Here is a 23,635-nt window from a genome sequence, read left to right as displayed (position 1 = left end):
TGACACAGGGCTGTTTTGCGGTCAATACAAGTCTTTCGTTCTTGTCTGATGGAGTTTTTTCACCGGCGCGGATGGGAATGCTTCCATTGCGTTACGGCTGGACAGTGGATGCAAGGAGTTGCTATTGGGGCGCGCGCCTTGTCAGGAAAGACAGGCCCGAGTGAAGCCATACGGGCTTACACTTACAAACAAGAGGGAATCATGACGCACACGAAGAAGGCATCGCTGCTCGCAGTGGCCGGACTGCTGCTGGGCGCCACGGTGGCGTACGCCGCGGTCACGATGGAGTACGACACCGACCGCATGGGGGGCGACTACACGAGCTTCGATCTCTCCTCCGCGGACCCGACGTTGTGCAGCACGGCGTGCGACAACGACACGTCCTGCCTGGCCTATACGTACGTCAAGCCTGGCATCCAGGGCACCAACGCGCGTTGCTGGCTGAAGGGCGTGGTGCCGACCGCCACGACGAGCACCTGCTGCATCTCTGGCGTCAAGCAGTAGTCCGTTCGACAGGAGGGGCATTCCCTGGCGCGCGGGTCCTGGGGGGGGTTCACCGCGCGCGATGGGGGCTGGTGCCTCGGGAGGCTGGCACGGCCCCGAGCCGGGCCGCTAGGGTTCCGCCCGCGCCGGGGCCATGCAGGCTCCCGCGACACGTTCCGGAGACATCGACGATGCGGCTGCGCACGACCCTCCTGCTGGGCCTGCTCACTGGCTGTGCCACCACGGCCTCCTCCACCCAGACGGAGGCTCCCGCCGAGGCCGCTCCGGCCTCGGGCAAGGTCGACCTCGAGGCGCTCGCCGCGCGCGAGCTGGCGCCGCTGTCCAAGCAGCCCCTATCCGCGCCGGATGGCTCCTTCACCGGCGAGGTGGAGGCCGCGGGCGCTCCCACCCTCCAGCAGGAGGAGGGAGTGCTCCTGCTCAGCGTGCCGCTGGGCACGGGCAGCCCGTTGTCGTGCTTCGTCTACTCGCAGCCGTTGGACGTGGGCGGCGCCCTCTACCAGTTGGTGCAGATGGCGGGGCAGCGCACGGACCTCCAACTGGTGCGCACCACGGACGTGCGGCTCATCGGCGACAGCCCGGTCGTGTACGCCGAGGCGCAGTACCTGGTGGACACGCCCAAGGGCAAGGCGGCGGGCCATGCGAAGATGATGGTGTTCAGCCACGACGAGCTGCCGCTGGTGTGCACGCACGACGAGCTGGGCTACGCGGAGAGTTTCAAGCGCATCACCAGCGCGCTGGCCGGCTCGCTCAAGAGCGCCGGCGAGACGCCGCCCGCCCCGCGCTACTTCTCGTTCAGCATCCTGCGCGTGAAGGGCAACCCGGTGGGCTTCGAGAAGACCGTCATGCGCGACGCGGCCGGGGGCGCGCGGCTCAGCGAGAGCGAGTCGAGCTTCCTCATCCCTCGCTCGCCCACGGATGTGGTGGCGCGCGACAGCGTCTCCTCGGAGCTGGCCGACAAGGACGGCAAGCTGGTGTCGCGCGACTACGCCCGGGCCAACAACGGCGAGCTCGACATCCAGATGTCGCTCCAGCAGGTGCAGGGCCGCGAGTACCACTACGAGGGCAAGTACAGCGGCAAGGAGCTCAATGGCAACTTCACCGCCCCGGCGGAGCTGGCCTCGGAGCCGGGCTCGGCGCGCCTGATCCGCGAGCGCCTCCTGACGGGCAAGGACCAGGAGCTGACGCTGTACTTCTACACGCCCTCGTCCAACCCGGTGGAGCCGATGCGGCATGTGCTGCGCAAGGGCCCGGCCGGCGCGCGCGAGCTGAGCCTCGAGATCGGCTCCGTGAAGGGGTCCATCACCGTGGACGCCCACGGGATGATCGAGAAGGTGGTGGTCCCCCTGGGCGGCGACTCGGAGCTGGTGCAGGAGCGCGTGACCGTGCGCGGGACGCCGTGAAGCGCGCCTGAACGCAGGGTCCATGGCGGCACGGCGGCGCGCGTGCTAGTGCGCCCCGCCATGCCGTCCACGTCCGGGGCCTCGCGCGCCCGCCTGTTGCTCGCCTACCTCGCCTGTTTCGTCCTCTGGGGCTCCACCTGGTCCGTGGTGAAGGTGGGCCTCGAGGACCTGCCGCCGCTGCGCTTCGCCGGCACGCGGATGATGCTCGCCGGGCTGGTGCTGCTGCCCTTCAGCGGCCTGTTGCGCGCCCGGCTCGGCGCGCGCACCTGGGGGATGCTCATGGGCGTGGGGGTGCTGCAGATCGCCCTCCCCTACGGGCTGCTCTTCGTCGCCCAGCAGTGGATTCCCTCCAGCTGGTCCGCGCTCCTCTTCTCCACCTACGCGGTGTGGCTGCTGCTGGTGGGGCGCCTGCTGCTGCCGGATCAGCCGCTCACCCCCCTCAAGCTGCTGTCCGCGGGGCTGGGGCTCTCCGGCATCGTCGCGCTCCAGTACGAGCACCTGCACGGGCTGGGCCTCACCGGCCTGGTGCTGGCCGGGTGCGTGCTCACCCTGGTGGCCACCGTCTCCATCTCCCTGGCCAACGTGCTCGTCCGGCGCTCGCTGGCGCACGTGCCCACGGGCCTCTCGGTGTGCGTGCAGACGCTGAGCAGCTCCGTGCTGCTGCTGGCCGCCTCCGCCGCCTTCGAGTCCCACCTGCCCGGCCACTGGACGCCCCGCGCCCTGCTCTCCATCGCCTACCTGGCCGTGTGCGCCACCGCCCTCACCTACCAGCTCCTCTTCTGGCTGCTCTCGCGCGTGCCGCTGGCCGTCGTCGGCGTCATGCCGCTGCTGGACACCCTGGTGGCCGTGCTGCTGGGGGTGGTGATGCTCGGCGAGCGCGTGGACTCCTCGCTGCTGCTGGGCGGCGCCCTCATCCTCTCCGGCGCGGCCCTGGCCAACCTCCCGTCCGCGCCCGCCTCCAGCGCCCCGGCCCCCGGGAAGGCCCCTGAAGAGGCCCTCGAGGCGGCCCCCACCGGCGCGGCACCCCTGGCGTCCGCGCCCGGGCAGGTGGCCTGAGGCCCCTGAGCCGCCCCCCCGCTGTTCACGGCCCATCACTTGGGGCCGGAGGTCGGCTAGGATGCCGCGCTCGCCATTCCGTGGGGCAACCTGCCCCACCGACGGCCGAGCTTGTCGCTCACCCAACAGAGGGGGTTCCGAAATGACCACACCCCGGGTGGAGAGCCCGCACGGAGCGTTCAGGCCAGCGCCTGATCGGCTATACCTGCGGCGGCCGGACGAGCCCTTGCCATCGGACACTCGGCGGATGTTTCCCAGGGACCGTTTTACCTGGAGCCCCGGGTGTGTCAGGATTTCCGGGATGTGCACGGACGTCAGGATCCTGTTCGCGAGGAGCGGGGCAGGGCGAGCAGGACCGGCAACGGGAGGGCGCACGGGATGAGCGGCGTCAGCGAACAACTGCACACGATGCCCTCCGAGGCCGAGCTCGAGGTGGAGCACCGGCTGGCCAACGTCACGTCGCAGGACACCATGCGGGGCATGTTCTTCCGGAGCGTGAAGGAGGCCATGTTCGCGCTCAATGGCCAGGTGGCCATGGAGGAGTGCCTGCAGGAGTGTGGCGGGGTCCGCACCTTCGTGGACCTGTTCGCCTACCCGGCCGGGGACTTCCTGCGGATGGCGCGGCGGGCGGCGTGGAGGATGGAGGGGGCGGCCGGCGGCTTCGAGCAGGCGATGCGGATGCTCGGGTACATGGGGACGGCGGTGTTCCTGGGCAGCCAGGTGGGCAAGGCGATGCAGGTGCTCATCTCGGGCACGCCCAAGCGCGTCATCGAGTACCTGCCCATGGCCTACAAGGTGACGACGCCGGGCGGCGGTGCCTGCTCGGTGTCCTTCCCGGACCTGACCACGGGCATCGTCTCCTTCGAGCGCGACTTCCTGCCCAGGCCCTATGTGGAGGGCTCGCTGGAGGCGCACCTGAAGCAGGCCGGAGCGCGCTCGGCGCGAATCGTCGGCCGGATGACGGGGCCGCTGAGCTGCGAGTACGAGCTGACCTGGGATTTCTGATCCGCGGGCGCTGAGGCGCGCTCAGGGCCTGGGAGGCGGGGCGAGCACGTCGGCGCCCACGTCGGACAGGCGGGGCAGCCCGGCGAGCGCGAGCGCATGGGCGGTGTCCTCGCGCAGCGAGTCGAGCACCTGCCGCACTCCGTCGGCGCCCCCGGTGGCGAGCCCCCAGAGCACGGGCCGGCCGAGCAGCACGGCGTGGGCCCCGAGGGCCAGGGCGCGCAGCACGTCGCGGCCGGAGCGCACGCCGCCATCCACGAGCACGGGGACGCGGCCCTGGGCGGCCTCCACCACTTCCGGGAGGGCCTCGGCGGTGGCGAGCGCGCCGTCGAGCTGGCGCCCACCGTGGTTGGAGACGAGGAGGCCGGCGGCGCCGTGGTGGAGGCACTCGCGGGCGTCATCGGCGCGCAGCACCCCTTTGACGAGCACGGGCAGGCCGGAGTCCTCGCGCAGGCGGGCGATGTCCTGGAAGGTGACGTCGGGGGCTTGCTCGGCGAGGGCGCGGTGGGTGAGGCCCTCGAGGTTGGCGAGGAAGTCCTCCTCGGGGAGCGGGAGGGTGGAGTCGCCCCGGTTGCGGCGCTTGTGGCCCACGTAGGGGGTGTCGCCGGTGAGCACGAGGGCACGGGCCCCGGCGGCGGCGGCGCGCTGGACGAGGGCGCGGGTGAGGCCCCGGTCCCGGAAGACGTAGACCTGGAACCACCAGGGCCCGGCGGTGGCGGCGACATCCTCGATGCGGCGGGAGGAGCGGGAGGAGAGGACGAGGAGGGAGCCGGCCTCGCGGGTGCCGCGGGCGGTGGCGAGCTCGGCGTCGGGGTGGGCGAGGGAGTGGAAGGCGGTGGGGGCGACGAGGATGGGGGAGGAGAGCGGGGTGCCGAGCAGGGTGGTGGAGGTGTCGACGGAGGAGACGTCGCGCAGGATGCGGGGGCGCAGGCGCAGACGGGCCCAGGCGGCGGTGTTGGCGGCGAGGGTGGCCTCGTCGCCCGAGCCACCGGCGTAGTAGTCGAACACGGCGGAGGGCAGGCGCTCGCGGGCGCGGGCCTCCAGCGCTTCGGAGGGGAGCATGGCGGAGAGCTTACACGTTGCCCCCTCTCCCTCTGGGAGAGGGCGGGGGTGAGGGTCTGCCTCTTCTGTCAGAGTTCCGAGCATGAGTGCCGCGTACCCATGTCCCTGCTGTGGCTACCGCGTCTTCGACGAGCCCCTGGGTTCGTACTCCATCTGCCCGTACTGCTTCTGGGAGGATGACGCCCTTCAGCTCGAGTTCGCGACGACGCACGCGGGAGGGCCCAACAACGTGACGCTGCTCCAGGCGCAGCGCAATCATCTGGAGGCCGGCCTTCTGGCGGCGGCCACGGTGAGCACCAGGACGTGGACTCGCACGCCTGTCCGGCCGCCCGTCGGAATGCGCCCACTCGTTCCTTGCCGGGAGGCGGGGGGTTCCGGACAATCCGCGCCACCGGGGGGGTCCCGGTCCTAGCGGGAGTGAAGGGCCATCATGAAGAAGCTGGAGAAGAAGGTCGCCATCGTCACGGGCGGAGGCGGGGGGATCGGCGCGGCGACGGCGAAGCTGTTCGTGGAGCAGGGCGCCCGGGTGCTCATCGTGGGCCGCAGCGAGGAGAAGCTGCGCAAGGTGATGCAGGACATCAACCACGAGAACCTCAGCTACACGGTGGCGGACGTGTCGAAGGTGGAGGACACGCAGCGCTACGTGCGGCACGCGGTGGAGCGCTACGGCGGCGTGGACGTGCTGGTGAGCAACGCGGGCACCGAGGGGCCCTACAAGCACATCCTCGAGCACACCGTGGAGGACTTCGACAACGTGATCGCCACCAACGTGCGTGGCACGTGGCTGTCGGTGAAGTACGCCTTCCCGGAGCTGCAGAAGCGCGGGGGCGGCAGCGTCATCCTCACCTCGTCCATCGTGGGTGTGGCGGGTTTCCCGGCGCACTCGGCGTACACCACCAGCAAGCACGCGGTGGTGGGCATGGCGCGCGCGCTGGCGCATGACGGCGCGCCCTTCCACATCCGCGTCAACGCGGTGTGCCCGGGCGTCATCGACAACGACATGATGGCGTCCACCCACCGGCTCGTCGCCCCCGGCGCCGAGGAGCAGTTCAAGAGCACCATCGCAGCGCGCGTCCCCATGAAGCGCTACGGGACCAACGAGGAGATCGCCAAGATGTACCTCTTCCTCGCCAGCGACGACAGCAGCTACAGCACCGGCGGCGTGTACCTGTCGGACGGGGGCATCACCGCCGGCCTCATGTAGTCCGTCCTGTCGCTCGTGCTGGGGCGTGGCGCGCGTGCAGCCGGGCGCGCGCCGCCGTTCAGGGGTGCGACGGCTGGGTCAGGTGCCTCGCGGCGCGCCACAACTGGAGGCCGCCGAGGAGTGCGGCGAGACACCCGCCGAGCAGCCCGCTCCACCAGAAGGCCAGGTACGTCTTCCCCGCGCCCGGCGAGGCCAGCTGCACGGGGAACACCTCGCTGAGCTGCTCGCTCGTGTCCTGGTAGGACCTGGGGCCCGCCACCATCGGGTAGCGGACCTGGAGATCGAGCTGGAGGTGGGCGGACTTCCCCGCGAGCGTCTCGAGGGCGGGCACGGTGATGTCCGCCCAGAGCGTCGTAGGGGTGTTCTGGGGGGAGCTGGAGGCCTGCATGCTCCCGCCAAACCCGATATGCGAGGTGTCGGCGTCGAAGCGCTCGGGCGCGCCGAGCTCGGCCGCGTTCAGCAAGGTGGCGAACACCTGCCCCTGCCAGATGCCGGAGAAGGTCCGGATGGTCTGGGCGAGGTAGAGCCGGGACGTGTCCCCGGGGCCGAGCACGGGCGGCTGGGCGCCGGGGTTGTGCGGCCAGCCGCGGACGAGACGCAGGGCCTCGGGGGCGGCGCCGCCCAGGACGGCCAGCAGCACGAGCCCCAGGGCGGTGCGGCTCCCGGAGGAGGACCCGCTCGCCTCCGGCACTCCGGCCGGAGTGGCGCGCGTGCCGGGTCTGCCCAACACCAGGCTGCCCTTGCGCAGCAGCTTCTGGGCCTGGGCGAGGTTCTCGGCGAGATCGGCGTTGGTATAGGACACGAGCGCCGCGATGTGGCCGAGCGTCACGAGGAGCGCGCCGCCGATGATGAGGAGCGTCGCCTCCTGCAAGGGGTACTCCTTCATCCGGCCCAGGTAGGCGCCCACCAGCCCGATGCCCAGGGAGAAGAGGATCATCCTGGCGTGGACGTAGGCGCGCCAGGCGCTGATCATCTCCAGCGGGAGGGCGCCGCAGTGGGGGCAGGGGATGAGCTTGAGCTCATCGGGCAGGAAGAGGTTCTTCCCCAACCGGTACTGGTAGGCCGCTCCGCAGCTGATGCAGGTGCGTTGTGCCCAGCCATTGCTCTGGATGTCTCCCATGCGTGTCCCCCCCTGAAAGAGAGGGAAGCCTAGGAGCACCCTTCCGATGCTGTCCACGCGTCAGAAGGCGTAGCGTACGCGGCAGTACGGCATGCGACGGGCGAGCAGTTGCTGGAACTCCTCGACGAGCCGGCCCTTGTAGCCGGTGCGGTAGCGCACGTTGACGCCGCCGCCCTGGGACACCTTGGCCTCCTGCAGCTCGGGCCGCCACAGCAGCTCCTCGGCCTGGGGGTGCCAGCGCAGGTTCACCTCGTGCAGCCGCTCGTTGTGCGTGAGGAAGATGACTTCGGCGGCGAGCTGCTCCTTCGCCTTGTCCCCAATCGTGTCGTCGATTTGCTGGAAGAGCGCGTCGTACTCGGCCTGCCAGCCGTCGGTGACGACCACGGGCGAGAAGTTGAGGTGCACCTCGTAGCCGGCGGCCACGAAGTCGTCGATGGCGGCGATGCGCTCGGAGATGGGGCTGGTGCGCACGTCGAGCAGCTTCGCCCTGGCGTGCGGCATGAGGCTGAAGCGGATGCGCGTCTTGCCTCGGGGCGCGTACGCGAGCAGCTCGCGGTTGACGAGCTTGGTGGCGAACGAGCCCATGGCGTTGGGCAGCACGGTGAAGAGCCGCACCAGGTCCTTCACGTTGTCGCTCAGCGCCGCGTCCGCCGAGCAGTCGCTGTTGCAGCCGATGTCATAGACCCAGTAGCGCGGGTCCACGCTGTTGGGCTCCTTCTTGGGCCCGAGCTTCCCCGCGTGGCGGCGGATGGCCGCGGCAATCTGCTCGATGTTGACGAAGACGGTGACGGGGTTGGCGTAGCCCTTGTGCCGCGGCACGTAGCAGTAGGCGCAGCTCATGACGCAGCCGTTGGCCGTGGAGGGCGGCAGGAAGTCGGCGCTGCGGCCATTGGCCTCGAAGCCCATGGACTTCTTCACGCCCAGCACCAGGGTGCTGCCCTTGATGCGGTTCCACGCCTCGGCGTTGCCCTCGTTGCCGAAGAGGCCGGGGATGTTCCAGTGCGAGCGCACCGGCACGCGCTCGGCGCCCGGGAAGCGCGCGAGGATGTCTCGGCCCCGGGTGAAGTGCTCGACCTCGGGCTCCAGGTAGATGCGGGAGACGCGCAGCAGCCGGTCGAGGGGTCCGGGAGGAGGCGGCTCGGGGGGAAACAGGTCCAGGTTCGTCACGGCGTGAGGTGGGATGCGTCAGGAAGCCGTGGGTTGCTGGCCTTCCGGAGGGATCTCCGAGGGGAAAGGAGCGCCCGGAGGGGGCCTTGTTCGCTGCCCGACCCGGCATGCGTTAGGATATGGGCCATGTCCACGCGCGCGCTGGGAGTGGTCCCGGGCAGGTGGGCTAGGATGCATGCATGCCCGCCAAGGCGCCAGGAAGGGTCATCGACCTGCAGAACGAGCGGCTCCGCCGGGGCATGCCGCGCTACCACCGCGAGCCCATGCAGACGTGGCGCCGGAAGGTGAAGCTGACGGTGGCCGGGGTGTGTCTGCTGGGCATCCTCGCCGGGCTGTTGTCGGTCGCCATGGAGTCCACGGACACGGCGCCTGGAGATGACTCGGAGGGCCTGTTCGGGTCTCCCTTCCGCTCCTCCAGTGGCGCGGCCCCGGACGTGGATGAGGAGTCGGCCTGGTTCACGACCACCGGTGGTGGCCGGCGCTGAGTCCGCGCGGGCCCGTCGCGTCGCCCCGCCGACACCGAGAGGGAGCCATCCGTTAACCGCCCGCCTGCCTGAGCGCCGGGCTGGCTTGTGGGGTCCGCCTCCCGGGGCAAGTCTCCCTGGACTCCCGGATCACTCCCGGGACGGGAGGCGCTCATGAAGACGTCGCGGGTCCTGCTGCTGTCCGGACTGGTTTCGCTGCTCACCCCGGGCCTCGCATGGGCGGAGGAGCCCGCCGCGGCCGCCCCGCAGACAGGGCCCCAGAAGGCGCGGGTGCTCTTCGCGGACTACAAGACGGTGGACCCCACCACCGCCCGGGAGGCCGAGCTGCTGGCCGGGGCCCGGTGTCCGGAGTCGGGCATCGTCGCCTTCAGCGTGAGTGGCGCGGGCCACGTCTCCGAGGGCGGGCTCGCCCTGCTCAGCTACCCGACGACGCACACCCTGGAGGGAGGCGGCTGGGGCGCGGGCGGAGGCACCTTCGTCGCGCCGTGCACGGGCCTGTACTTCTTCAACGTCTCGTTCGTGAAGGACGCCTACCACTACGGAGCGACCGCGAACGACGTGTTCGTCCACGTGCTGAAGAACGGGACGGGCAAGGGCCGCGCCATGAGCGGGCAGGGCCACGTGGACCGGGACACCGGCGCATACAGCGTCACGCTCTTCCTCGAGAAGGGCGACTACGTGCAGACGTTCGCCGCCAGCGATGGAAACCTCAAGCGCCACCTGCTGGAGTACAACTTCACGGGCCACCTGGTGAAGCAGGCGGCCCACGGGCTGTAAGGGCCCGGCGGGGGCTTCCCAGGTGGGAGCCCGGCCGCCGTCACGTCAGTAGGCGCAGCCGCTCCAGTCACCGCTCGCGGCCCGCGCGTCCAGCGCCTTGCCGAGGGCCTCGGGCACCCGGCGGCGGCCGAGGCCGGAGACGGTGGCCGAGGCGGCGGAGCACCGGGCCGGCACCTGCTGCTGGCTGCCGCCGTAGGTGACGGAGATCGCCTCGGACGAGGCCATGCTCCAGCTCCCGGTGAACACGTCACGCGCGCAGAACTGGCGTGCGGACTCCGAGCCGATGGCCGTCCCCTGCTGGAAGTCCGCGCCCCCCGCTCCGCTCGCGGGGCGGTAGCCCGTGACGGTGACGGAGACGCAGTCCGAGGCGGCGCACGCGGTGCGCAGTGCCTCGGAGGAGGGGTTCTCGCAGGCCGGCTCGATCCGGCAGGAGCCCGCCGTCGTCGTCCACCACCCTGGCAGGCAGGAGTCCAGCGCCTGGTCCTGCGCGAGGGGAGTGCCTCCGTCCGGCCCCTGGCAGCCCGACAGCCACAGCGTCACCAGGGCGAGCACCCCGAGGGCGAGCACCCCGGACGGGCCGCCCCGGCTCCCGGCGCGGCGGCCACGGGAGAGCACCGCCATCACCGCGAGCAGCGCGGCGCCCACTCCGGACCCCCCCGCTGCCTGGCAGCCGCGGGCCCCCGCCTCTGGCGGCGGCGAAACGGCCTCGGGCGGCGGGGGGGCGGAGGTGCTCGTGGCCGGGGGCGCCAGCTCACACGCGGCGGGTTTCACCTCCTGGCAGCGGCTGGAGGGGCGCTGGTCGTGCGGCACCTCGACGAGCACCTCCCCGCGAGCGCTGTTCCCCGAGGCGTCGGAGACCTCCAGGAGGGCGCGGTAGGTCCGGCCGTCACGCTCCGGGCCGGCGCGCTCCGCACGCAGGCACAGGGCCTCGCCGCCCGGCAGGACGACGGCATCCACCGCCGTGGAGCCATCGCCGGTACCGTCCGCGGGCTGGCTGGACGTCACGGACTCGAAGAGCACCGTGGGCGAGCCATCACACGCATCCACCACCGAGGTGAGCACTTCCCCTCCCAGGGTGAAGGCCGCCAGGCCATGGTTGGGTGGCCAGAGGCAGACGGGGGTCACCTGGGTCTCGCGGATCTCCGGCGGCAGGGTGTCGGCGATGTTCACCCCGGTGAAGCTCGTCATGGAGCGCCCGCGCGAGTCCGTCACCATGACGCTCAGCAGGTGGTGGCCCAGGGGCAGGGTGACGTCCAGCACCGGCCCGGAGCCGAGCGGCTGGGGCGGCCCGGACTCGAACTCCTCGGCCCACTGGAAGGAGACGAGCGCGTCGCCGTCGGGATCGAAGCTCTGCTCGGCGGATAGGCGCACGGGGTGGCCACACTCTCCCCGCGAGGGGCTGTCGATGCGCACGATGGGCGCCGAGTCGTCGACGCGGGTGCTCATGTCGAAGGTGGCGCTGCCGCCCTCGAGGGCGATCTGCCCCGTCAGCCGCAGCGTGCCATCCGGGAACAGGTGGCCGCGCAAGGCGGTGGGTTGGGCGCGCCGGGAGATGAAGCGCCCATCGATGGTGGCCGAGGCATCGAACGGCGGCAGGACGAAGAACTGGAGCGAGCCGTCCGGGGCGAGGTTGCCTGGCACTGGCGCGGTGTTGAAGATGCCCAGGTCGGCCACGGTGGACTTCCCCACCTTGAAGGCGCCGGCGGCGCCGAGCTGGAGGCCCTGGAGAACCACGGGGCAGGGCGGCGTGGCGCAGTAGCCCCCCGCGAAGGAGACCGTTCCCGCCGGGGTGAAGGCCGCGACCTCCTCCCCGAGCGCGATGTGGGCCACGGAGCGCTCGGACTGCACCAGGGCGGACGCCGAGTCCCGCGTGGCGGTGCTCAGCGGCCCGTCCTCTCCGCAGCCGTCTTCCACGATGGAGGTGAAGGGCCCCAGGCTCGTGCACTCCTCGGGGCTGCTCACCCAGAGGGGGAACAAGCCCGGACAGGCGTCCCCGAAGCAGAGACTCAAGTAATAGCCCTCGACGCCGTCACATGCTTCCTCGCAGGCGTCGGCGATGTCGGGCGGACTGGCGCTCGCGGCGCAGGTCGTCACGGAGGGGATCTGCACCTCCGTGCCCGTGCATTGGTCATCATCATTGCGCCTGTCCTGGATGGTGCAGGCCCGGCACACGCAGGAGCAGCCCACCCGCGTCTTGCCCAGCGGCTCGCCGCTGCAGGCCACGAGCGCATGGGACAAACACAGCCAGGAGAGCAGCAGCAGGCAATGGCCCGGTATCGGCTTCATGGGTCCCCCCCTCGAAGGATGGAAGTACGGCGTTCACGGTGAGCTCGACGCCCCGGAGACGGAAAAAAGCCGGGACCGGCCACGTCGGCGGGCCGGTCCCGCTGTTCTCCTGGAGGCGGCTGCTAGTGGAGTGTCCACGAAGTTTTTGGACATAGTCGCGGAGCGAAGATCCGGGCTGCTTCCGGTGGCGAACACGAGCAACTGGTCCGATTGCCGGACCAGTCGGAGCATCTCGCGGAGAGAAGGTGTTCACATCGGGAGTTTTCGGCTCAAGTGCCGAGAGCATCCTTTGGCGTATCTTCGAAGCGCCGGGTCTCCGAACAGGCCAACACTTCCCGACGCGTGGCGCCGCATGGGGTCCTGTCCCGACTATGTCCAAGAACTTCGTGGACAGTCCACTAGCAGGGGCTGCCGCACACCGGCTGGCCGCTGCGGATGTACATGTCCCAACCCCAGGTGTTGTAGTCGCAGTCCGTCGGGCCGTTGTTCTCCACCTTGAACTGCGTGCCGTCGAAGTAGGTCGGGCAGGAGTTGTAGCAACTCACGCTGCGATTCCCCCACGCCCCGACGCCGTAGCCGTACATGCCGCTGGACGCGCTGCAGTAGAAGCTCCTGGACACGCCGTCCTCGTTCTTCACGTCGTAGGTGTCGATGCCGCCCTGCTCCGCGATGCCCAGCGGCCGGATGATGTTGAGCTTGTAGGTGCCGTGCTCGCGCACGAAGTAGAACGGCTTGGGCAGCGGCCGGCCGTCGATCGCGATGGAGGCCGCGGCCACGTTCCCCTCCACGTCCAGGGCGGTGACCGTGATGCCCTGGCGCAGCGCGTTCACGTCCCCCACCTCGCGGGCGAGCTTGGCCTGCTCGCGGGCCACGAACGCCTCCAGGTTCTCCTGGAAGGTGGGCTCCGTGCCCCGGTAGGTGATGCGCGAGAGGAGCTGCTGCGAGAGCACTCCCTGCACCGCCTCGGCGCGGCCCTCCTGCACCGCCCGGGCGAAGACGTTGAGCTGGGTGCCCAGCTGGTTCATCAGCGCGACATCATTGCTGGGGGCGGCGACGGCGGTGCTGGACACGGCGACGGCGGACAGAATCAGAGTCTTCAGTGCCTTCATTTCCTGCTCCTGTTTGTTGTTGGGATGCTGGGGTACCCATTCACGGGTAGCGGTCCAGGCTCACCCGCTCTCCGCCGGGTGGGCCCGGCTCCCAGCATGAGCAAGCTGCGTACCAGCAGGCGGACAGGAGGGGGCTCGCTGTGATTGCTTGCCTTTGGCGCTTCGGCGGCCGATTCGACGTGTCGAATCAGGCGGTGACGGCATGTCGAAGCCGGCCGAGCTGACACGTCGAGCGGCACCGGATGGAGTACAACGTCACGGCCCACCGGTTGAAGCAGGCGGCAACTCCCACCGGGCGGGCTCGCGCTGGAGGTGTTCCCCATGGTGGCGCCCAGGCTCCTGACGCTCTCGGCCATCGCGCGAGGAGCGCGCGCGGCGGCGATCTCCCGCATCGAGGCCGCCATCTCCCGCTGCGGGTGGCTGGTGGAGGCGCGCGCCTTCTCCGGGCTCTACATGAGCTTCCAGGTGGAGCTCGAGCGCCCGCGGTTGGGGGAGTTCGCGGGGCGGATGCGGGAGGCCGGCGCTCCGTTGGATGCGGCGTCCGAGGCGGCGCTCGCGGCCGAGGCCACCGAGGCGCGGGAGGGCGCCGTGGCCGCAGCGCTGGGCGTCACCTTTCCGGACGGCAATCCCGACCAACGCCAGGTCATCCCCAGCGTGCCGGGGTAGTCGGTGCGCGGGCGCTCACGGCCAGGCCACGTGGACCCTGGTCCTGCCGGGGCGTTCCGGCCGCGAGCGGGAGCAACTGGTCCTACTGTCGGACCAGTTGGTGCGCCGCGCGGCCGGAAGGGGCTTCGTCAGTGGCGCGGGGCGTCTGGCTTCTGGGCCCAGGGCAGCGGGGGCGCGCTGACGCCATTCACGGTGAGCCCGCCGTGCATGAAGGAGGGGCTGCCCTGGAGGAAGCCGGCGGGGAAGTTGAGCACCGGCTTGGACACCTCGTCGAGCGTGGCGAGCTGGGCCGGGGTGAGCTTCACCTCCAGCGCGCCCACGTTGTTCTCCAGCTGCTCCAGGGTGCGCGCGCCGATGATGGTGGAGCTGACGCCGGGGCGGTTCTGCACCCACGCGAGCGCCACGCGGGCCGGCGTGCTGCCCGCCTCCTTCGCCACGCGCAGCAGCACGTCGATGATGGAGTAGGCGCGCTCACCGAGGTTGGACTCCACCCACGGGCCGCGGTCCGCCTTCACCTTGCCGGCGTTCTCCCGGGTGTACTTGCCGCTGAGCACGCCACTCTTGAGGGGGGACCAGGGCGTCACGCCCAGCCCCAGCTCCTGGGCCATGGGGATGAGCTCGCCCTCCACGGTGCGCTCCAGCAGCGAGTACTCGATTTGCAGCGCCACCAGCGGCGTCCAGCCGCGGAAGTGCGCGGTGAGCTGGGCCTGGGCGACCTTCCACGCCGGGGTGTCGGAGAAGCCGATGTAGCGCACCTTGCCCGCGCGCACGAGGTCATCCAGCGCGCGCATCGTCTCCTCAATCGGCGTGTGCCGGTCCCACGCGTGCATCCACAGCAGGTCGATGTAGTCCGTCTGCAGGCGGCGCAGGGACTCGTGGGTGGCGGAGACGAGGGACTTGGCGCCCGCGCCGCCGCCGTTGGGATCTCCAGGGAAGAGGTTGCCGTAGAACTTGGTGGCGATGACGACGCGGTCGCGCTTCGAGGGCGTGCGGCCGAGGTGGTCGCCGATGATCTTCTCCGAGTGGCCATGGGTGTAGACGTTGGCCGTGTCGATGAAGTTGCCGCCCATCGCGAGGTAGCGGTCGATGATGGCGGTGGAGTCCTGGACGCTGGAGCCCCAGCCGAGCTCCTCGCCGAAGGTCATGGCGCCGAGGCAGAAGGGGCTGACGCGCAGGCCGGAGCGGCCCAGGGTGATGTAGTGGTTGAGAGGCATGGGGGGAGAGTCCCGGGGAGAGAGGTGCGGAGTGCTAACGCGCCCCCGGGTGCCCCGCCACGGTGGCGCGCGTGATGTGATGCGGTCGTGACACACCCGGGGGAACGGCCCGGCCGCCCGGGGTGTCCAGGCGGCCATGACGAGATGGTTCTTGCTGGTGGCGGTGTGGGTGTCGGTGTCCGCGCGGGCGGAGGACCGGGTGGCGGCGGCGCGCCGGGCGAAGGCGGCCGTGGTGGCCCGGACGTTCGCGGAGGCGGGCGTCTCCTGGCCGCCGGAGGAGCTGTACGTGCGGGCCTTCAAACAGGAGCGGCAGCTGGAGGTATGGGCGGGGGCGAAGGGCCAGCGGCTGCGCAAGGTGAAGACGTTTCCCTTCTGCGCGGCCTCGGGGGAGGTGGGCCCCAAGCGGCGCGAGGGGGACCTGCAGGTGCCCGAGGGCTTCTACACGTTGGATCAGTTCAACCCGCGCAGCCAGTTCCACCTGTCCATGCGGGTGAGCTACCCCAACGACGCGGACCGGCGCCTGGGCGAGCGGCCGCTGGGAGGCGCCATCTACGTCCACGGCAACTGCATGAGCATCGGCTGCATCGCCATCGAGGACGGCCCCATCGAGGAGCTGTACCTGATGGTGCTGGAGGCGCGGGCGCGGATGAAGCGGGACGTGCCCATCCACATCTTCCCGCGCCGGCTGGACGCCCAGGGCCTGGCGGCGCTGGCACAGCACCCGAGCGCCACGCCCGAGCGGGTGGCCTTCTGGCGGGGCCTGGAGCCGGGCTGGCGCCTCTTCGAGGAGACGCGGCGCCCGCCCCGGGTGTCCGTGGACTCGAGGACGGGCGCCTACACCGTCAAGCCGGGACGCTGACGGGCCCGGTCTTCCCAAAGGTGTCCGACTGTTGGACAGGTTTTGCAAGCGCGCGCCCGGGACGCGGGCCGCCGTGTCGGGCGTTGGCAGTGCGGGGACGGGGAGTGTGGGGCAGGAGACGCCGGGCGGCGGGCCGGCATACCGGGCGTGGGGAGGAGTTGAGACCCTGGGCCCGAGGGGGAGTCACATGGACAAGCGCGTCTTCGGGCTCACGGGAGTCGAGGTGCCGGTGCTGGGGCAGGGCACCTGGCAGATGGAGGGCGATGACCGGGGGGCGGCCCTCCGGGCGCTCCAGGTGGGGTTGGACCTGGGGATGACGCACGTGGACACGGCGGAGCTGTACGGCTACGGCGACGTGGAGTCGCTGGTGGGCGAGGCGCTGGCCGGGCGGCGCGACGAGGTGTTCCTCGTGTCCAAGGTGATGCCCAACAACGCCACCTACGAGGGCACGTTGCAGGCCTGTGAGCGCAGCCTGAAGCGGCTGAGGACGGACCGGCTGGACTGCTACCTGCTGCACTGGCCGGGGCCGCACCCGCTGGAGGAGACGCTGCGCGCCTTCGAGCGGCTGCGCACGGACGGGAAGATTCGCGCCTGGGGGGTGAGCAACTTCGACGTGGACGACCTGGAGGAGGCGCTGGCCATCGCCGGGCCGGGCCGGATGGCGTGCAACCAGGTCCTCTACCACCTGAGGGAGCGGCACATCGAGCACCGGGTGCTGCCGTGGTGCGAGCGGCACGGGGTGGCGGTGGTGGGCTACAGCCCCTTTGGCAGCGGGGACTTCCCCGAGCCGGACAGCCCGGACGGGCGGGTGCTGGCGGAGGTGGCCCGGGCCCATGGGGCCACGCCGAGGCAGGTGGCGCTGGGCTTCCTGATGAGGCGGCGCTCGCTCTTCTGCATCCCCAAGGCGAGCCATGAGGCGCACACCCGGGACAACGCGGCGGCGGGGCGGCTGCGGCTGACGGCCCAGGACCTGGCCCGGCTGGAGGAGGCCTTCCCCCCGGGGCCGGTGCAGCGGGAGTTGCCGGTGGTGTAGGCGGAGGTGACTGCCGGTCCGGGAAGAGCAGCCGGGCGAGCGAATGCCCACGCCGGGGTGCGGCCGTCGTCTGATACCGTGCGCGCAACGGGCCCGAGGCAGGTCCTCGGGGCCGTGGCCGAGCACATGGACAACAACCCCCCATCTCCCGATACCGAGGAGAGCTACCGCGAGTTCCTGCTGACGCGAGGGCCGTTACGGCTCGGGAAGCTCACGCTCACCGCGCTGGTGGCCAGCCCGGTGCTGTTCGTCTTGGACGTGCTGTACGCGCTCTGGGGCCCGGGCTCGGGCACGGGCCTGGACCTGGGACGGCTGGCGCTGGCCCGCCTGTCCTGGTTGCTGGTGCCGGTGCTGCTGCTCTCGGTGCGCCGGGTGCTCGGCCCGCGCGACCTGCCGTTGGCCATGTTCTTCACCACGCTGCTGTACGCGGTGGGCAACGACTGGGCCTTCTACGCGTTGGGCATGGAGGGCTCGGGCTACCACGTGGCCATGGTGTTCCTCAACGTGCTCACGGGGCCCTCGATGCTGCCGGTGGGCCGGTGGGCGCGCATGGCCTTCTACGCGCTGCTGGGGGTGGTGCACCTGGGCTTCGACCTGGCGCTCTCGGACGCGCCGCTGGCGGGCAAGCTGGTGTTGGATCTCATCCTGGTGATGAGCACGGTGGCGGTGGCGATGCTGCTGGAGGCGCTGCACTCGGGGCACCGCAAGCAGTTCTACCTGCGCCAGAGCATGCAGCGGGCGGTGCGGGAGCTGGAGGCCTCGCGGGGCAAGGTGGTGGAGACGGGGCGGACGCTGGCGGGCTCGGCGCAGGTGCTCTCGTCCACCATCGCCGAGATGTCCCAGCAGGCGGTGCACGTGCGGACGGCGGCGCTGCGCATCGCCACGGCGAGCGAGCAGATGGCGAGCGCGGCGGGCGCGCTGTTCCGGCACTCGAGGGCGAGCGCGACGCAGGCGGAGGAGGCGCAGCGCTACACGGGCGAGGTGGACTCGCTGGTGAGCGGGATGGAGACGAGCCTGTCGGCGATTGCCCAGGCGGTGGGGCGCAGCGCGCTGAGCGTGCAGAAGCTGGAGGAGAGCTCCGAGCGCATCCACGGCTTCGTGGAGACGATCCAGGAGATGGCGGCGGCGACGAACATGCTGGCGTTGAACGCGGGCATTGAAGCGGCGCGAGCGGGGGAGCACGGGCGGGGCTTCGCGGTGGTGGCCAAGGAAGTGGGCAAGCTGGCCGAGGAGTCGGGGAGGAGCTCGGCGCGCATTGGCGAGGTGGTGGGCGGGGTGACGAAGCAGATGTCCGAGACGCTGCACGCGGTGGGGCACATCCGGGAGACGACGGAGCGCTTCACGCCGGTGCTGGAGTCGGCGAGGACGACGCTGCGCTCCATCCGCGAGATTGTCTTGCAGAACCAGAAACTGATGGAGAAGAGCGCCGGCGAGGCGGAGCGTCAGGCGGAGCAGACGACGCACATCTCGCAGGGGTGCGCGACGCTGCTGGAGCTGGTGGACACGTATGCGCAGATGGGGACGGATGTCGCGGCCACGGCGCTGAAGCTGGGCTCCATGGCGGACGAGCTGCGCAAGCTGTTGCCGGAAGAGGGGCAGTAAACCATTCCGCCAACAGCCTCCGGCCTGCACACCGGAGGAATGCGGAAGGCCTACGGTGGCCGCCCGGCAGTCGGCCCGACCATGCTCATCGTCACCTGATTCCTGCGGGCCTATCCGGATGTGCAGGTCTAAGTGCGGGTGGACGGCGCGCTGAGCGACATCGTGTCGGAGGGATTCGATACAGGGAGACGCTTCGGCGAGAGCAGCGCCGCCGGCATGCTCGGCGTTCCGTTTTGCCTCATCAGAGGTCCGTCGTCGTGGCTTCGCCGGAATACTTCACGCGATATGTCATCCCCAGGACGCTGCGGAAACTGAGCGGCCTCTCCCGGCCGCACTCCGGGCCTTCGTCGATTTTGCCAAGGCCCCGGCTTGAGGGGTTGTCCTATCTTCTGTCGGAGAAGTGTGTGCGCGATCCGTTTCTGTGCGGACCCGATGCAAGACTGGAGCGGACCCTCCGGGCAGGTCGACCTACCATGCTAAGAATCAGTCGAGAGCAGCTACAGGTCTTCGAGCAGCTGTCGCGGCAGAGCTTTGTCAACGAGACGATCGACCATCTGCGCCAGTTCACCCCGGTGCATGCACGAAGCCTTCAGCCGGATGGCCTGCGGTCGATCATCGAGCTGGGCGTTCAGCGAGCACACAGGCACGGGTTCACCCAGCGCGGCCCGGTGCGCCTATACATCGAGGTCATGTTTATCTTGGGCAGCGACTTCGACTCCGATCCACAGTTTCCGTGGGCTGCCGCCGTCCTTGACAAGGAGCGGGCGGACGAGTCCCAACTGGACCGTGCGCGCGAACTCCACCGCGCCACCAACAGCTACTTGGACGTCGTGGCCGGTCCCAGCGGCAAGCATGCTCTGGAAGCACTGCTGCGTGCTCAGTCTGGGGGCCTGAACCCAGCATTCAACTCGCTCGTCGACGTGGACCGACAACACCTGGAAATACTCCAGATCCTCGGACCCGAGAAGTCGAGTTATGTGGGTGAGCGAGGCCTTCGGGAATTGATCCGGCATGGACGCTCCATGGCCAGAGCTCACGACGCGCTGACAGTAACCGACGAGGCGCTCATCGTCTTGCTCATGTTCGGGCTGGGCCATGGATGCCTGACGGATCCACAATTCCCCTGGATCGCCACGATCCTTTCGGAGTTCGAAGCGGGCGGCGACAAGTTCGTCCGGCTGCGAAGCACCGCCATGTATTTTCTCGGAAAAACAGTCAAACGCCTGTCACGGAGCAGCGGTCCTCAGCCAGAACCTGCACGCAGCGGAGCGAGACCATGAGCATCACCGGAAGTGGACGCCCCCGGGACCCGGCGCAGTGGCCGGACGCTGGGTCTAAGCTGGACAATGTCTGCGAACTCTGCGACCGCGAGGTGCAACCGGCCAAAGGCTTGGCGATCTTGCCGGTCGTGCCCACCGTTGTCCCCATTTCGCTGCGCGGCACATCGGCGGAGCTGAAGCAGCTGGACGCCAGGTACACTAGCTCGGACCTCAAGGCGCACTGGTACGTACTACGCACCCTCCCGCAGGGTTACTTGTACGTGCTAAAGCCCAACTTGACGTGGGACGCCTACACGGTGGACGGCTTGGGCCTGCTGCGCAGGATGCCCTCCGCGGACATGCCTGCGGAGGCAAGCGCCCAGGTGCGTGCCTCCGGTGGCGACCATCTCTCCGCGCAAGTCATCGTCATCGACCCCGAAAAACACGCCGCCGTGTGGCTGGCCTTCAGTCGCTACCGATGGACCAAGGCGGTCCTGGCCAACTATGCCGCCAATAAGGGGAACTGCCGCGACAAGCGGATGGTCAAACTCGACGTGATGGCGGCTGCGGCGGGCTCACTGGGCAGTAACCACAAGGCGCAGAATGCAGTGCGGTTCGGCGCACCCATGGGGGCCAATGTTGGGACCGTAGTGGCTGATTATGCCTCGGTTGCTACGGTGTCCGAGCTGAACAAGCACTTGCTCACGCCCCTGCGCGCTCGCGGTTCCCAGGGCGCTCCGCTGGCTGCCAGGATGGAAGAGATCTCGAAGAGCACCGGGGGGAAGACCGGCGCTGTCATCGCTCTACAGGATGACCTCGGTCTGGCCATCGAACTCAATGCTTTGCGCAACGATGAGACTGGCCGCATGGGGACCTACGTCGCGGAGCACCAGCGCGAGCGAATGGTCGGCGACATCATTCTGGGCTTTGAGGAGTCGTTCAAGCAGAACGGCCAAGCGGAGGAATGGAAGACACGCTACGCCAAGCACTACGACGGTATCAAGTTGCTGACGGACAAGAAGACCTACGACACCAATATCGCCGATTGGGACAAGCGCATCGATCTCATGTCCGACGATGTGGCCACGCTGAACGGCTCGGACTCCCTGAAGGCTTGGTGGCTCGATTTCGACCCCGCAGACGATCAATCGGCCATGGATCGGCAAGACGCCACAGCCCGGTGCTTGCACGGCGCCATCAAGACCAAGGCCGAGAGAGCCCTGTGGGACAAGTGGCTCAACGAGCATCCTGCCGATGCCCAGGCCACACTGTGGGGCGCCATCACAGCTCTCGACGCCAATTTCGGCGAGTTCATGTTCGGCAAGTCGCTTCCGGATGTCGGACAGACCGACAAACTCGTCGACATCTCCAAGAACCTGCTCGAAGCGGTGAGCAAGTTCCGTGAGCACTTGAAGAAACGCACCGAACAGCACGCCCTGTCACTCATCGGTTCGACCATGGCCAGCCAGGTTCTGCGCTTGAAGCGGAGCAACCCGGGGCTTTACAAGGTCGCGGGTGTCCGCGTCCTGATGGCTGTGTCGGTTCGTACCACGGTGACCGTTGCGCCTGGTTTCATGTCGCTCAGCCAGACCGAGGAGGCGTGGCTGCTCGCCGAGGCCGCCTTTGGCCCGCCCGAGCCCAGCCTCAAGCGACTTGTCGATTCCGAGATGACGAGCGGCAGGCGCATCTATGTGGTGGGAAGCAACGGCGTGGACATATTCGCGATGCCGGGCACGAGCACCACGACCACAAAGAGGCGCGTGGTCGAACTGTGGCTGCCGGAGCAGTTGGCCAGAAAAGTCCCCGCGTTGCCCGCGCCAGAGACGAGGTTGGCGTTGCCACCGCCGGTGAATCCCTATCGGGAAATGGTGAACTTCACCAGGACCCTGTCCGGGGCACTTACCTGGGCGGGGCTCACGCTTCAGGCACTCAATCTGGGCAACAGCGCACAAAGCCTCGCTGACTCGGGCGTGAGTGACAAGTCCGATGCATACTTTGGTGTTGCGTCTGGAATCCTGGGCGTCCTAGGGGTCACGGCGGAGATCGTCGCCGAGACGATCGCCAAGAAGATGGGGCCCATGTTCGTTGGACGGTTGGCACTGCTGGGTGGGGCGCTGGGGACGGCGTCCGCGTTGACGGAAGGCGTCCAATCCCTCGTGAAGGGCAACGAGCGCGCGAGGGCCGGCGACGACGACGCCGCGCTGTCCTACCGGGTCTCGAGTGGCTTCATGATCGCCTCCGGGTTGGCGGGCATGGCCGCCGCCCTCGCCGTTGCGAGCGGGAAAGGGGTGCTCGTGGGAACGCTTGGTCTGCTGGCGCCCATCGGAGCATCCGCAGCGACCGTGCCCGTCGCTGGGTGGATCGCCGCAGGTGTCATTTTCCTGGGCATCGGGATCGCATTCCTCTGGCAGGCGCTCAAGGATACCGACAACGACATCGAGGTATGGCTTCGGGGCTCGTTCTATGGACGGGGGGATGCGAAATTGACCGTCCAGGGCGAGATGGATGGACTCAACAAGGTCATGTATTCCACTGCCATGAAGATCGAGGTCGAGTGGAGCGACGATGCCTGGGAGTGGCGAAATACGACGGACCATGACGACTTCGACAACTTCCGTTTCAGCATCGGTTTGCCGGGAGCTGGCAGCGAGAGCGTGCTCGACTGCAAGGTCACGCTGATTGGCGCGGCAGGCCGCAAGGAGATCTTGCACGAGACCATCCGCCCGCGGAACATGGGCGGTCGAATGGTCGACCCGCGTGGCCCCGTGGTGAGCGCGAACGGGTCGGGCCGCAGCCCAAGGGCCACCCCCCCGTTCGTCTGGTGGGCACCGCCAGCCATCTCAAGCGGAGCCTCCGGGCTGAGCTATGGCGGTCAACTCAAGCTGGACGACGCGCAGTTCCACAGCGCGGAGGTCGAAGTCCGGTACTGGCCCAACGCGCAAACGATGCCGAACTTCGTGCTTCCCAAGGAGGTCGAGAAACGCACGGCGGTGGCGAGCGATTGAGCAGCCACCAGGGTGTTCAAGACCTCATCCGCCGCACGGGTACGTTGGCTCCTTTTTGGAGTTCAGGGAGAGGCGGGCCGCGGCGCGGTCTTGGGGGCGTTGGGCGGCGGCCACTTCCCGGCTTCCCGGAGGGCGCGGCCCTCGACGGCCGTGGGCGCGGGGTTGGGGAAGCCGATGGCGTGGAGCCGCTCCAGCAGCAGCAGCCGCTCCTGGTTCATCGGGCTGCGGTGGTCCCAGGCGGGGACCTTCCCCGCTCTCTCCGCCGTGAAGCCCAGGGTGGACCCGAGCGAGTCCATCACCCAGGGAGAGGCGCCCCGGTCGAGGAACTCGTTCACCAGGTCGAAACGTCGGGCCTGGGCCGTGGACAGCGTCACGGAGCCGCCGACACTCGAGGGCATGTCGAGGTTGGCGCCGTTCTCGAGGTAGAAGTCCAGGGTCTTCCTGTTGCGGGTATCCACCGCCACCTCGAGCAGGAGATCCCCACCGCCGTAGTTGTTGAGGTCCGCGCCAGCGGCGCGGAGCCGTTTGAGCCAGTACAGGTCATCGAGCAGCGTGGCGGCGTACAGCGCCTGGCCCGCGAGCTTCCCCTTGGGGTCTCCCAGGGCGCCCAGCTCGAGCAGCGTGTCGAGCGAGCCCTTCTGGCGCGCGGCGACGGCGATGGTCAGCCAGTTGGTGGCATCGCGGCCCACGGCCAGCGGGTCCACCTCGCCACTCTCGAGCAGCCGGCGGAGGGTCTCGGTCTCCCCGCCGGCGACGGCCAGCGCCATCTGCTTGTCGGCCGGTTTTTCGAAATAGCTATCTGGCCCGGACACTGTTGCTCCTCCC

21 protein-coding genes are annotated in these 23,635 nt (G+C 69.4%); 14 read left to right on the top strand and 7 right to left on the bottom strand.

The window, feature by feature from the left end; all coding sequences use genetic code 11:
* Nucleotides 1-201: 201 nt before the first annotated feature.
* The 4 genes from NR798_RS47170 (at nt 202) to NR798_RS47155 (ending at nt 3,965) form a co-directional block, all read left to right on the top strand.
* Nucleotides 202-504, top strand: a complete 303-nt coding sequence (locus tag NR798_RS47170) for a PAN domain-containing protein (protein ID WP_375769215.1) — start codon at nt 202-204, stop codon at nt 502-504.
* A 170-nt stretch (nt 505-674) separates the two neighbouring features.
* On the top strand, nt 675-1,904 hold the full coding sequence (locus NR798_RS47165; RefSeq protein WP_375769214.1) for a hypothetical protein: 1,230 nt from the start codon (nt 675-677) through the stop codon (nt 1,902-1,904).
* A gap of 60 nt (nt 1,905-1,964) precedes the next feature.
* A complete protein-coding gene (locus NR798_RS47160) occupies nt 1,965-2,960 on the top strand; it encodes a DMT family transporter (RefSeq protein WP_375769213.1) in 996 nt (331 codons plus the stop codon).
* 378 nt (nt 2,961-3,338) lie between these two features.
* Nucleotides 3,339-3,965: a TIGR02265 family protein gene (locus NR798_RS47155; RefSeq protein WP_375769212.1), complete on the top strand. Its 627-nt coding sequence runs from the start codon at nt 3,339-3,341 to the stop codon at nt 3,963-3,965.
* 21 nt (nt 3,966-3,986) lie between these two features.
* On the opposite strand, the gene NR798_RS47150 is transcribed toward NR798_RS47155, so the two are convergent.
* Nucleotides 3,987-5,024: an alpha-hydroxy acid oxidase gene (locus NR798_RS47150; RefSeq protein ID WP_375769211.1), complete on the bottom strand. Its 1,038-nt coding sequence runs from the start codon at nt 5,022-5,024 to the stop codon at nt 3,987-3,989.
* Nucleotides 5,025-5,106: 82 nt separating this feature from the next.
* Here NR798_RS47150 and NR798_RS47145 point away from each other — a divergent pair, with 82 nt between their 5' ends.
* Nucleotides 5,107-5,436, top strand: coding sequence for a CPCC family cysteine-rich protein (locus tag NR798_RS47145; protein ID WP_375769210.1), 330 nt, complete (start codon nt 5,107-5,109; stop codon nt 5,434-5,436).
* A gap of 18 nt (nt 5,437-5,454) precedes the next feature.
* Nucleotides 5,455-6,228, top strand: a complete 774-nt coding sequence (locus NR798_RS47140) for an SDR family NAD(P)-dependent oxidoreductase (protein ID WP_375769209.1) — start codon at nt 5,455-5,457, stop codon at nt 6,226-6,228.
* Between the two features lie 58 nt (nt 6,229-6,286).
* Here NR798_RS47140 and NR798_RS47135 read toward each other — a convergent pair whose 3' ends face one another.
* Entirely contained in the window at nt 6,287-7,348 is a 1,062-nt protein-coding gene (locus NR798_RS47135) for a hypothetical protein (RefSeq protein WP_375769208.1), read from the bottom strand.
* A gap of 60 nt (nt 7,349-7,408) precedes the next feature.
* Entirely contained in the window at nt 7,409-8,515 is a 1,107-nt protein-coding gene (locus NR798_RS47130; protein ID WP_375769207.1) for a spore photoproduct lyase family protein, read from the bottom strand.
* 179 nt (nt 8,516-8,694) lie between these two features.
* Here NR798_RS47130 and NR798_RS47125 point away from each other — a divergent pair, with 179 nt between their 5' ends.
* Nucleotides 8,695-9,000, top strand: a complete 306-nt coding sequence (locus NR798_RS47125; protein ID WP_375769206.1) for a hypothetical protein — start codon at nt 8,695-8,697, stop codon at nt 8,998-9,000.
* A 153-nt stretch (nt 9,001-9,153) separates the two neighbouring features.
* A complete protein-coding gene (locus NR798_RS47120; protein ID WP_375769205.1) occupies nt 9,154-9,777 on the top strand; it encodes a hypothetical protein in 624 nt (207 codons plus the stop codon).
* Nucleotides 9,778-9,822: 45 nt separating this feature from the next.
* Here NR798_RS47120 and NR798_RS47115 read toward each other — a convergent pair whose 3' ends face one another.
* Nucleotides 9,823-12,063, bottom strand: a complete 2,241-nt coding sequence (locus NR798_RS47115) for a hypothetical protein (protein WP_375769204.1) — start codon at nt 12,061-12,063, stop codon at nt 9,823-9,825.
* Nucleotides 12,064-12,461: 398 nt separating this feature from the next.
* Nucleotides 12,462-13,172 carry a hypothetical protein gene (locus NR798_RS47110; RefSeq protein ID WP_375769203.1) on the bottom strand — a complete coding sequence of 237 codons (711 nt, stop codon included), beginning with the start codon at nt 13,170-13,172 and terminating at the stop codon, nt 12,462-12,464.
* 321 nt (nt 13,173-13,493) lie between these two features.
* On the opposite strand from NR798_RS47110, the gene NR798_RS47105 reads away from it, so the two are divergent.
* Nucleotides 13,494-13,838, top strand: a complete 345-nt coding sequence (locus tag NR798_RS47105) for a hypothetical protein (protein ID WP_375769202.1) — start codon at nt 13,494-13,496, stop codon at nt 13,836-13,838.
* Nucleotides 13,839-13,966: 128 nt separating this feature from the next.
* Here NR798_RS47105 and NR798_RS47100 read toward each other — a convergent pair whose 3' ends face one another.
* Nucleotides 13,967-15,052, bottom strand: a complete 1,086-nt coding sequence (locus tag NR798_RS47100) for an aldo/keto reductase (RefSeq protein ID WP_375769201.1) — start codon at nt 15,050-15,052, stop codon at nt 13,967-13,969.
* A 136-nt stretch (nt 15,053-15,188) separates the two neighbouring features.
* Here NR798_RS47100 and NR798_RS47095 point away from each other — a divergent pair, with 136 nt between their 5' ends.
* From NR798_RS47095 to NR798_RS47075, 5 genes are all read left to right on the top strand, one after another.
* Nucleotides 15,189-15,911: a murein L,D-transpeptidase family protein gene (locus NR798_RS47095; RefSeq protein WP_375769200.1), complete on the top strand. Its 723-nt coding sequence runs from the start codon at nt 15,189-15,191 to the stop codon at nt 15,909-15,911.
* A gap of 187 nt (nt 15,912-16,098) precedes the next feature.
* Nucleotides 16,099-16,944 (top strand): aldo/keto reductase, encoded by an 846-nt coding sequence (locus tag NR798_RS47090; RefSeq protein WP_375769199.1) that lies wholly within the window; start codon nt 16,099-16,101, stop codon nt 16,942-16,944.
* A gap of 114 nt (nt 16,945-17,058) precedes the next feature.
* Entirely contained in the window at nt 17,059-18,546 is a 1,488-nt protein-coding gene (locus tag NR798_RS47085; RefSeq protein WP_375769198.1) for a methyl-accepting chemotaxis protein, read from the top strand.
* A gap of 404 nt (nt 18,547-18,950) precedes the next feature.
* Entirely contained in the window at nt 18,951-19,826 is an 876-nt protein-coding gene (locus NR798_RS47080) for a hypothetical protein (RefSeq protein ID WP_375769197.1), read from the top strand.
* The gene (locus tag NR798_RS47075) at nt 19,823-22,810 is read left to right on the top strand and encodes a T6SS effector BTH_I2691 family protein (protein ID WP_375769196.1); all 2,988 of its coding nucleotides are present in this window, start codon (nt 19,823-19,825) and stop codon (nt 22,808-22,810) included. The genes NR798_RS47080 and NR798_RS47075 overlap by 4 nt, the downstream gene beginning before the upstream one ends.
* A 62-nt stretch (nt 22,811-22,872) precedes the next feature.
* On the opposite strand, the gene NR798_RS47070 is transcribed toward NR798_RS47075, so the two are convergent.
* Nucleotides 22,873-23,622 (bottom strand): ankyrin repeat domain-containing protein, encoded by a 750-nt coding sequence (locus NR798_RS47070; protein ID WP_375769195.1) that lies wholly within the window; start codon nt 23,620-23,622, stop codon nt 22,873-22,875.
* Nucleotides 23,623-23,635: the final 13 nt, after the last annotated feature.

It is taken from the genome of Archangium gephyra, assembly GCF_042230915.1.
Taxonomy (GTDB): domain Bacteria; phylum Myxococcota; class Myxococcia; order Myxococcales; family Myxococcaceae; genus Archangium; species Archangium gephyra_B.
Note: the sequence above shows the minus strand (reverse complement) of the source record. Positions and strands in the feature narration are given on the sequence as shown.

What these genes read in the sequence shown, in the direction of transcription:
- NR798_RS47170 (WP_375769215.1), top strand. Translation starts at nt 202, where the DNA reads ATGACGCACACGAAGAAGGCATCGCTGCTCGCAGTGGCCGGACTGCTG.
- NR798_RS47165 (WP_375769214.1), top strand. Translation starts at nt 675, where the DNA reads ATGCGGCTGCGCACGACCCTCCTGCTGGGCCTGCTCACTGGCTGTGCC.
- NR798_RS47160 (WP_375769213.1), top strand. Translation starts at nt 1,965, where the DNA reads ATGCCGTCCACGTCCGGGGCCTCGCGCGCCCGCCTGTTGCTCGCCTAC.
- NR798_RS47155 (WP_375769212.1), top strand. Translation starts at nt 3,339, where the DNA reads ATGAGCGGCGTCAGCGAACAACTGCACACGATGCCCTCCGAGGCCGAG.
- NR798_RS47150 (WP_375769211.1), bottom strand. Translation starts at nt 5,024, where the DNA reads ATGCTCCCCTCCGAAGCGCTGGAGGCCCGCGCCCGCGAGCGCCTGCCC.
- NR798_RS47145 (WP_375769210.1), top strand. Translation starts at nt 5,107, where the DNA reads ATGAGTGCCGCGTACCCATGTCCCTGCTGTGGCTACCGCGTCTTCGAC.
- NR798_RS47140 (WP_375769209.1), top strand. Translation starts at nt 5,455, where the DNA reads ATGAAGAAGCTGGAGAAGAAGGTCGCCATCGTCACGGGCGGAGGCGGG.
- NR798_RS47135 (WP_375769208.1), bottom strand. Translation starts at nt 7,348, where the DNA reads ATGGGAGACATCCAGAGCAATGGCTGGGCACAACGCACCTGCATCAGC.
- NR798_RS47125 (WP_375769206.1), top strand. Translation starts at nt 8,695, where the DNA reads ATGCCCGCCAAGGCGCCAGGAAGGGTCATCGACCTGCAGAACGAGCGG.
- NR798_RS47120 (WP_375769205.1), top strand. Translation starts at nt 9,154, where the DNA reads ATGAAGACGTCGCGGGTCCTGCTGCTGTCCGGACTGGTTTCGCTGCTC.
- NR798_RS47115 (WP_375769204.1), bottom strand. Translation starts at nt 12,063, where the DNA reads ATGAAGCCGATACCGGGCCATTGCCTGCTGCTGCTCTCCTGGCTGTGT.
- NR798_RS47110 (WP_375769203.1), bottom strand. Translation starts at nt 13,172, where the DNA reads ATGAAGGCACTGAAGACTCTGATTCTGTCCGCCGTCGCCGTGTCCAGC.
- NR798_RS47105 (WP_375769202.1), top strand. Translation starts at nt 13,494, where the DNA reads ATGGTGGCGCCCAGGCTCCTGACGCTCTCGGCCATCGCGCGAGGAGCG.
- NR798_RS47100 (WP_375769201.1), bottom strand. Translation starts at nt 15,052, where the DNA reads ATGCCTCTCAACCACTACATCACCCTGGGCCGCTCCGGCCTGCGCGTC.
- NR798_RS47095 (WP_375769200.1), top strand. Translation starts at nt 15,189, where the DNA reads ATGACGAGATGGTTCTTGCTGGTGGCGGTGTGGGTGTCGGTGTCCGCG.
- NR798_RS47090 (WP_375769199.1), top strand. Translation starts at nt 16,099, where the DNA reads ATGGACAAGCGCGTCTTCGGGCTCACGGGAGTCGAGGTGCCGGTGCTG.
- NR798_RS47075 (WP_375769196.1), top strand. Translation starts at nt 19,823, where the DNA reads ATGAGCATCACCGGAAGTGGACGCCCCCGGGACCCGGCGCAGTGGCCG.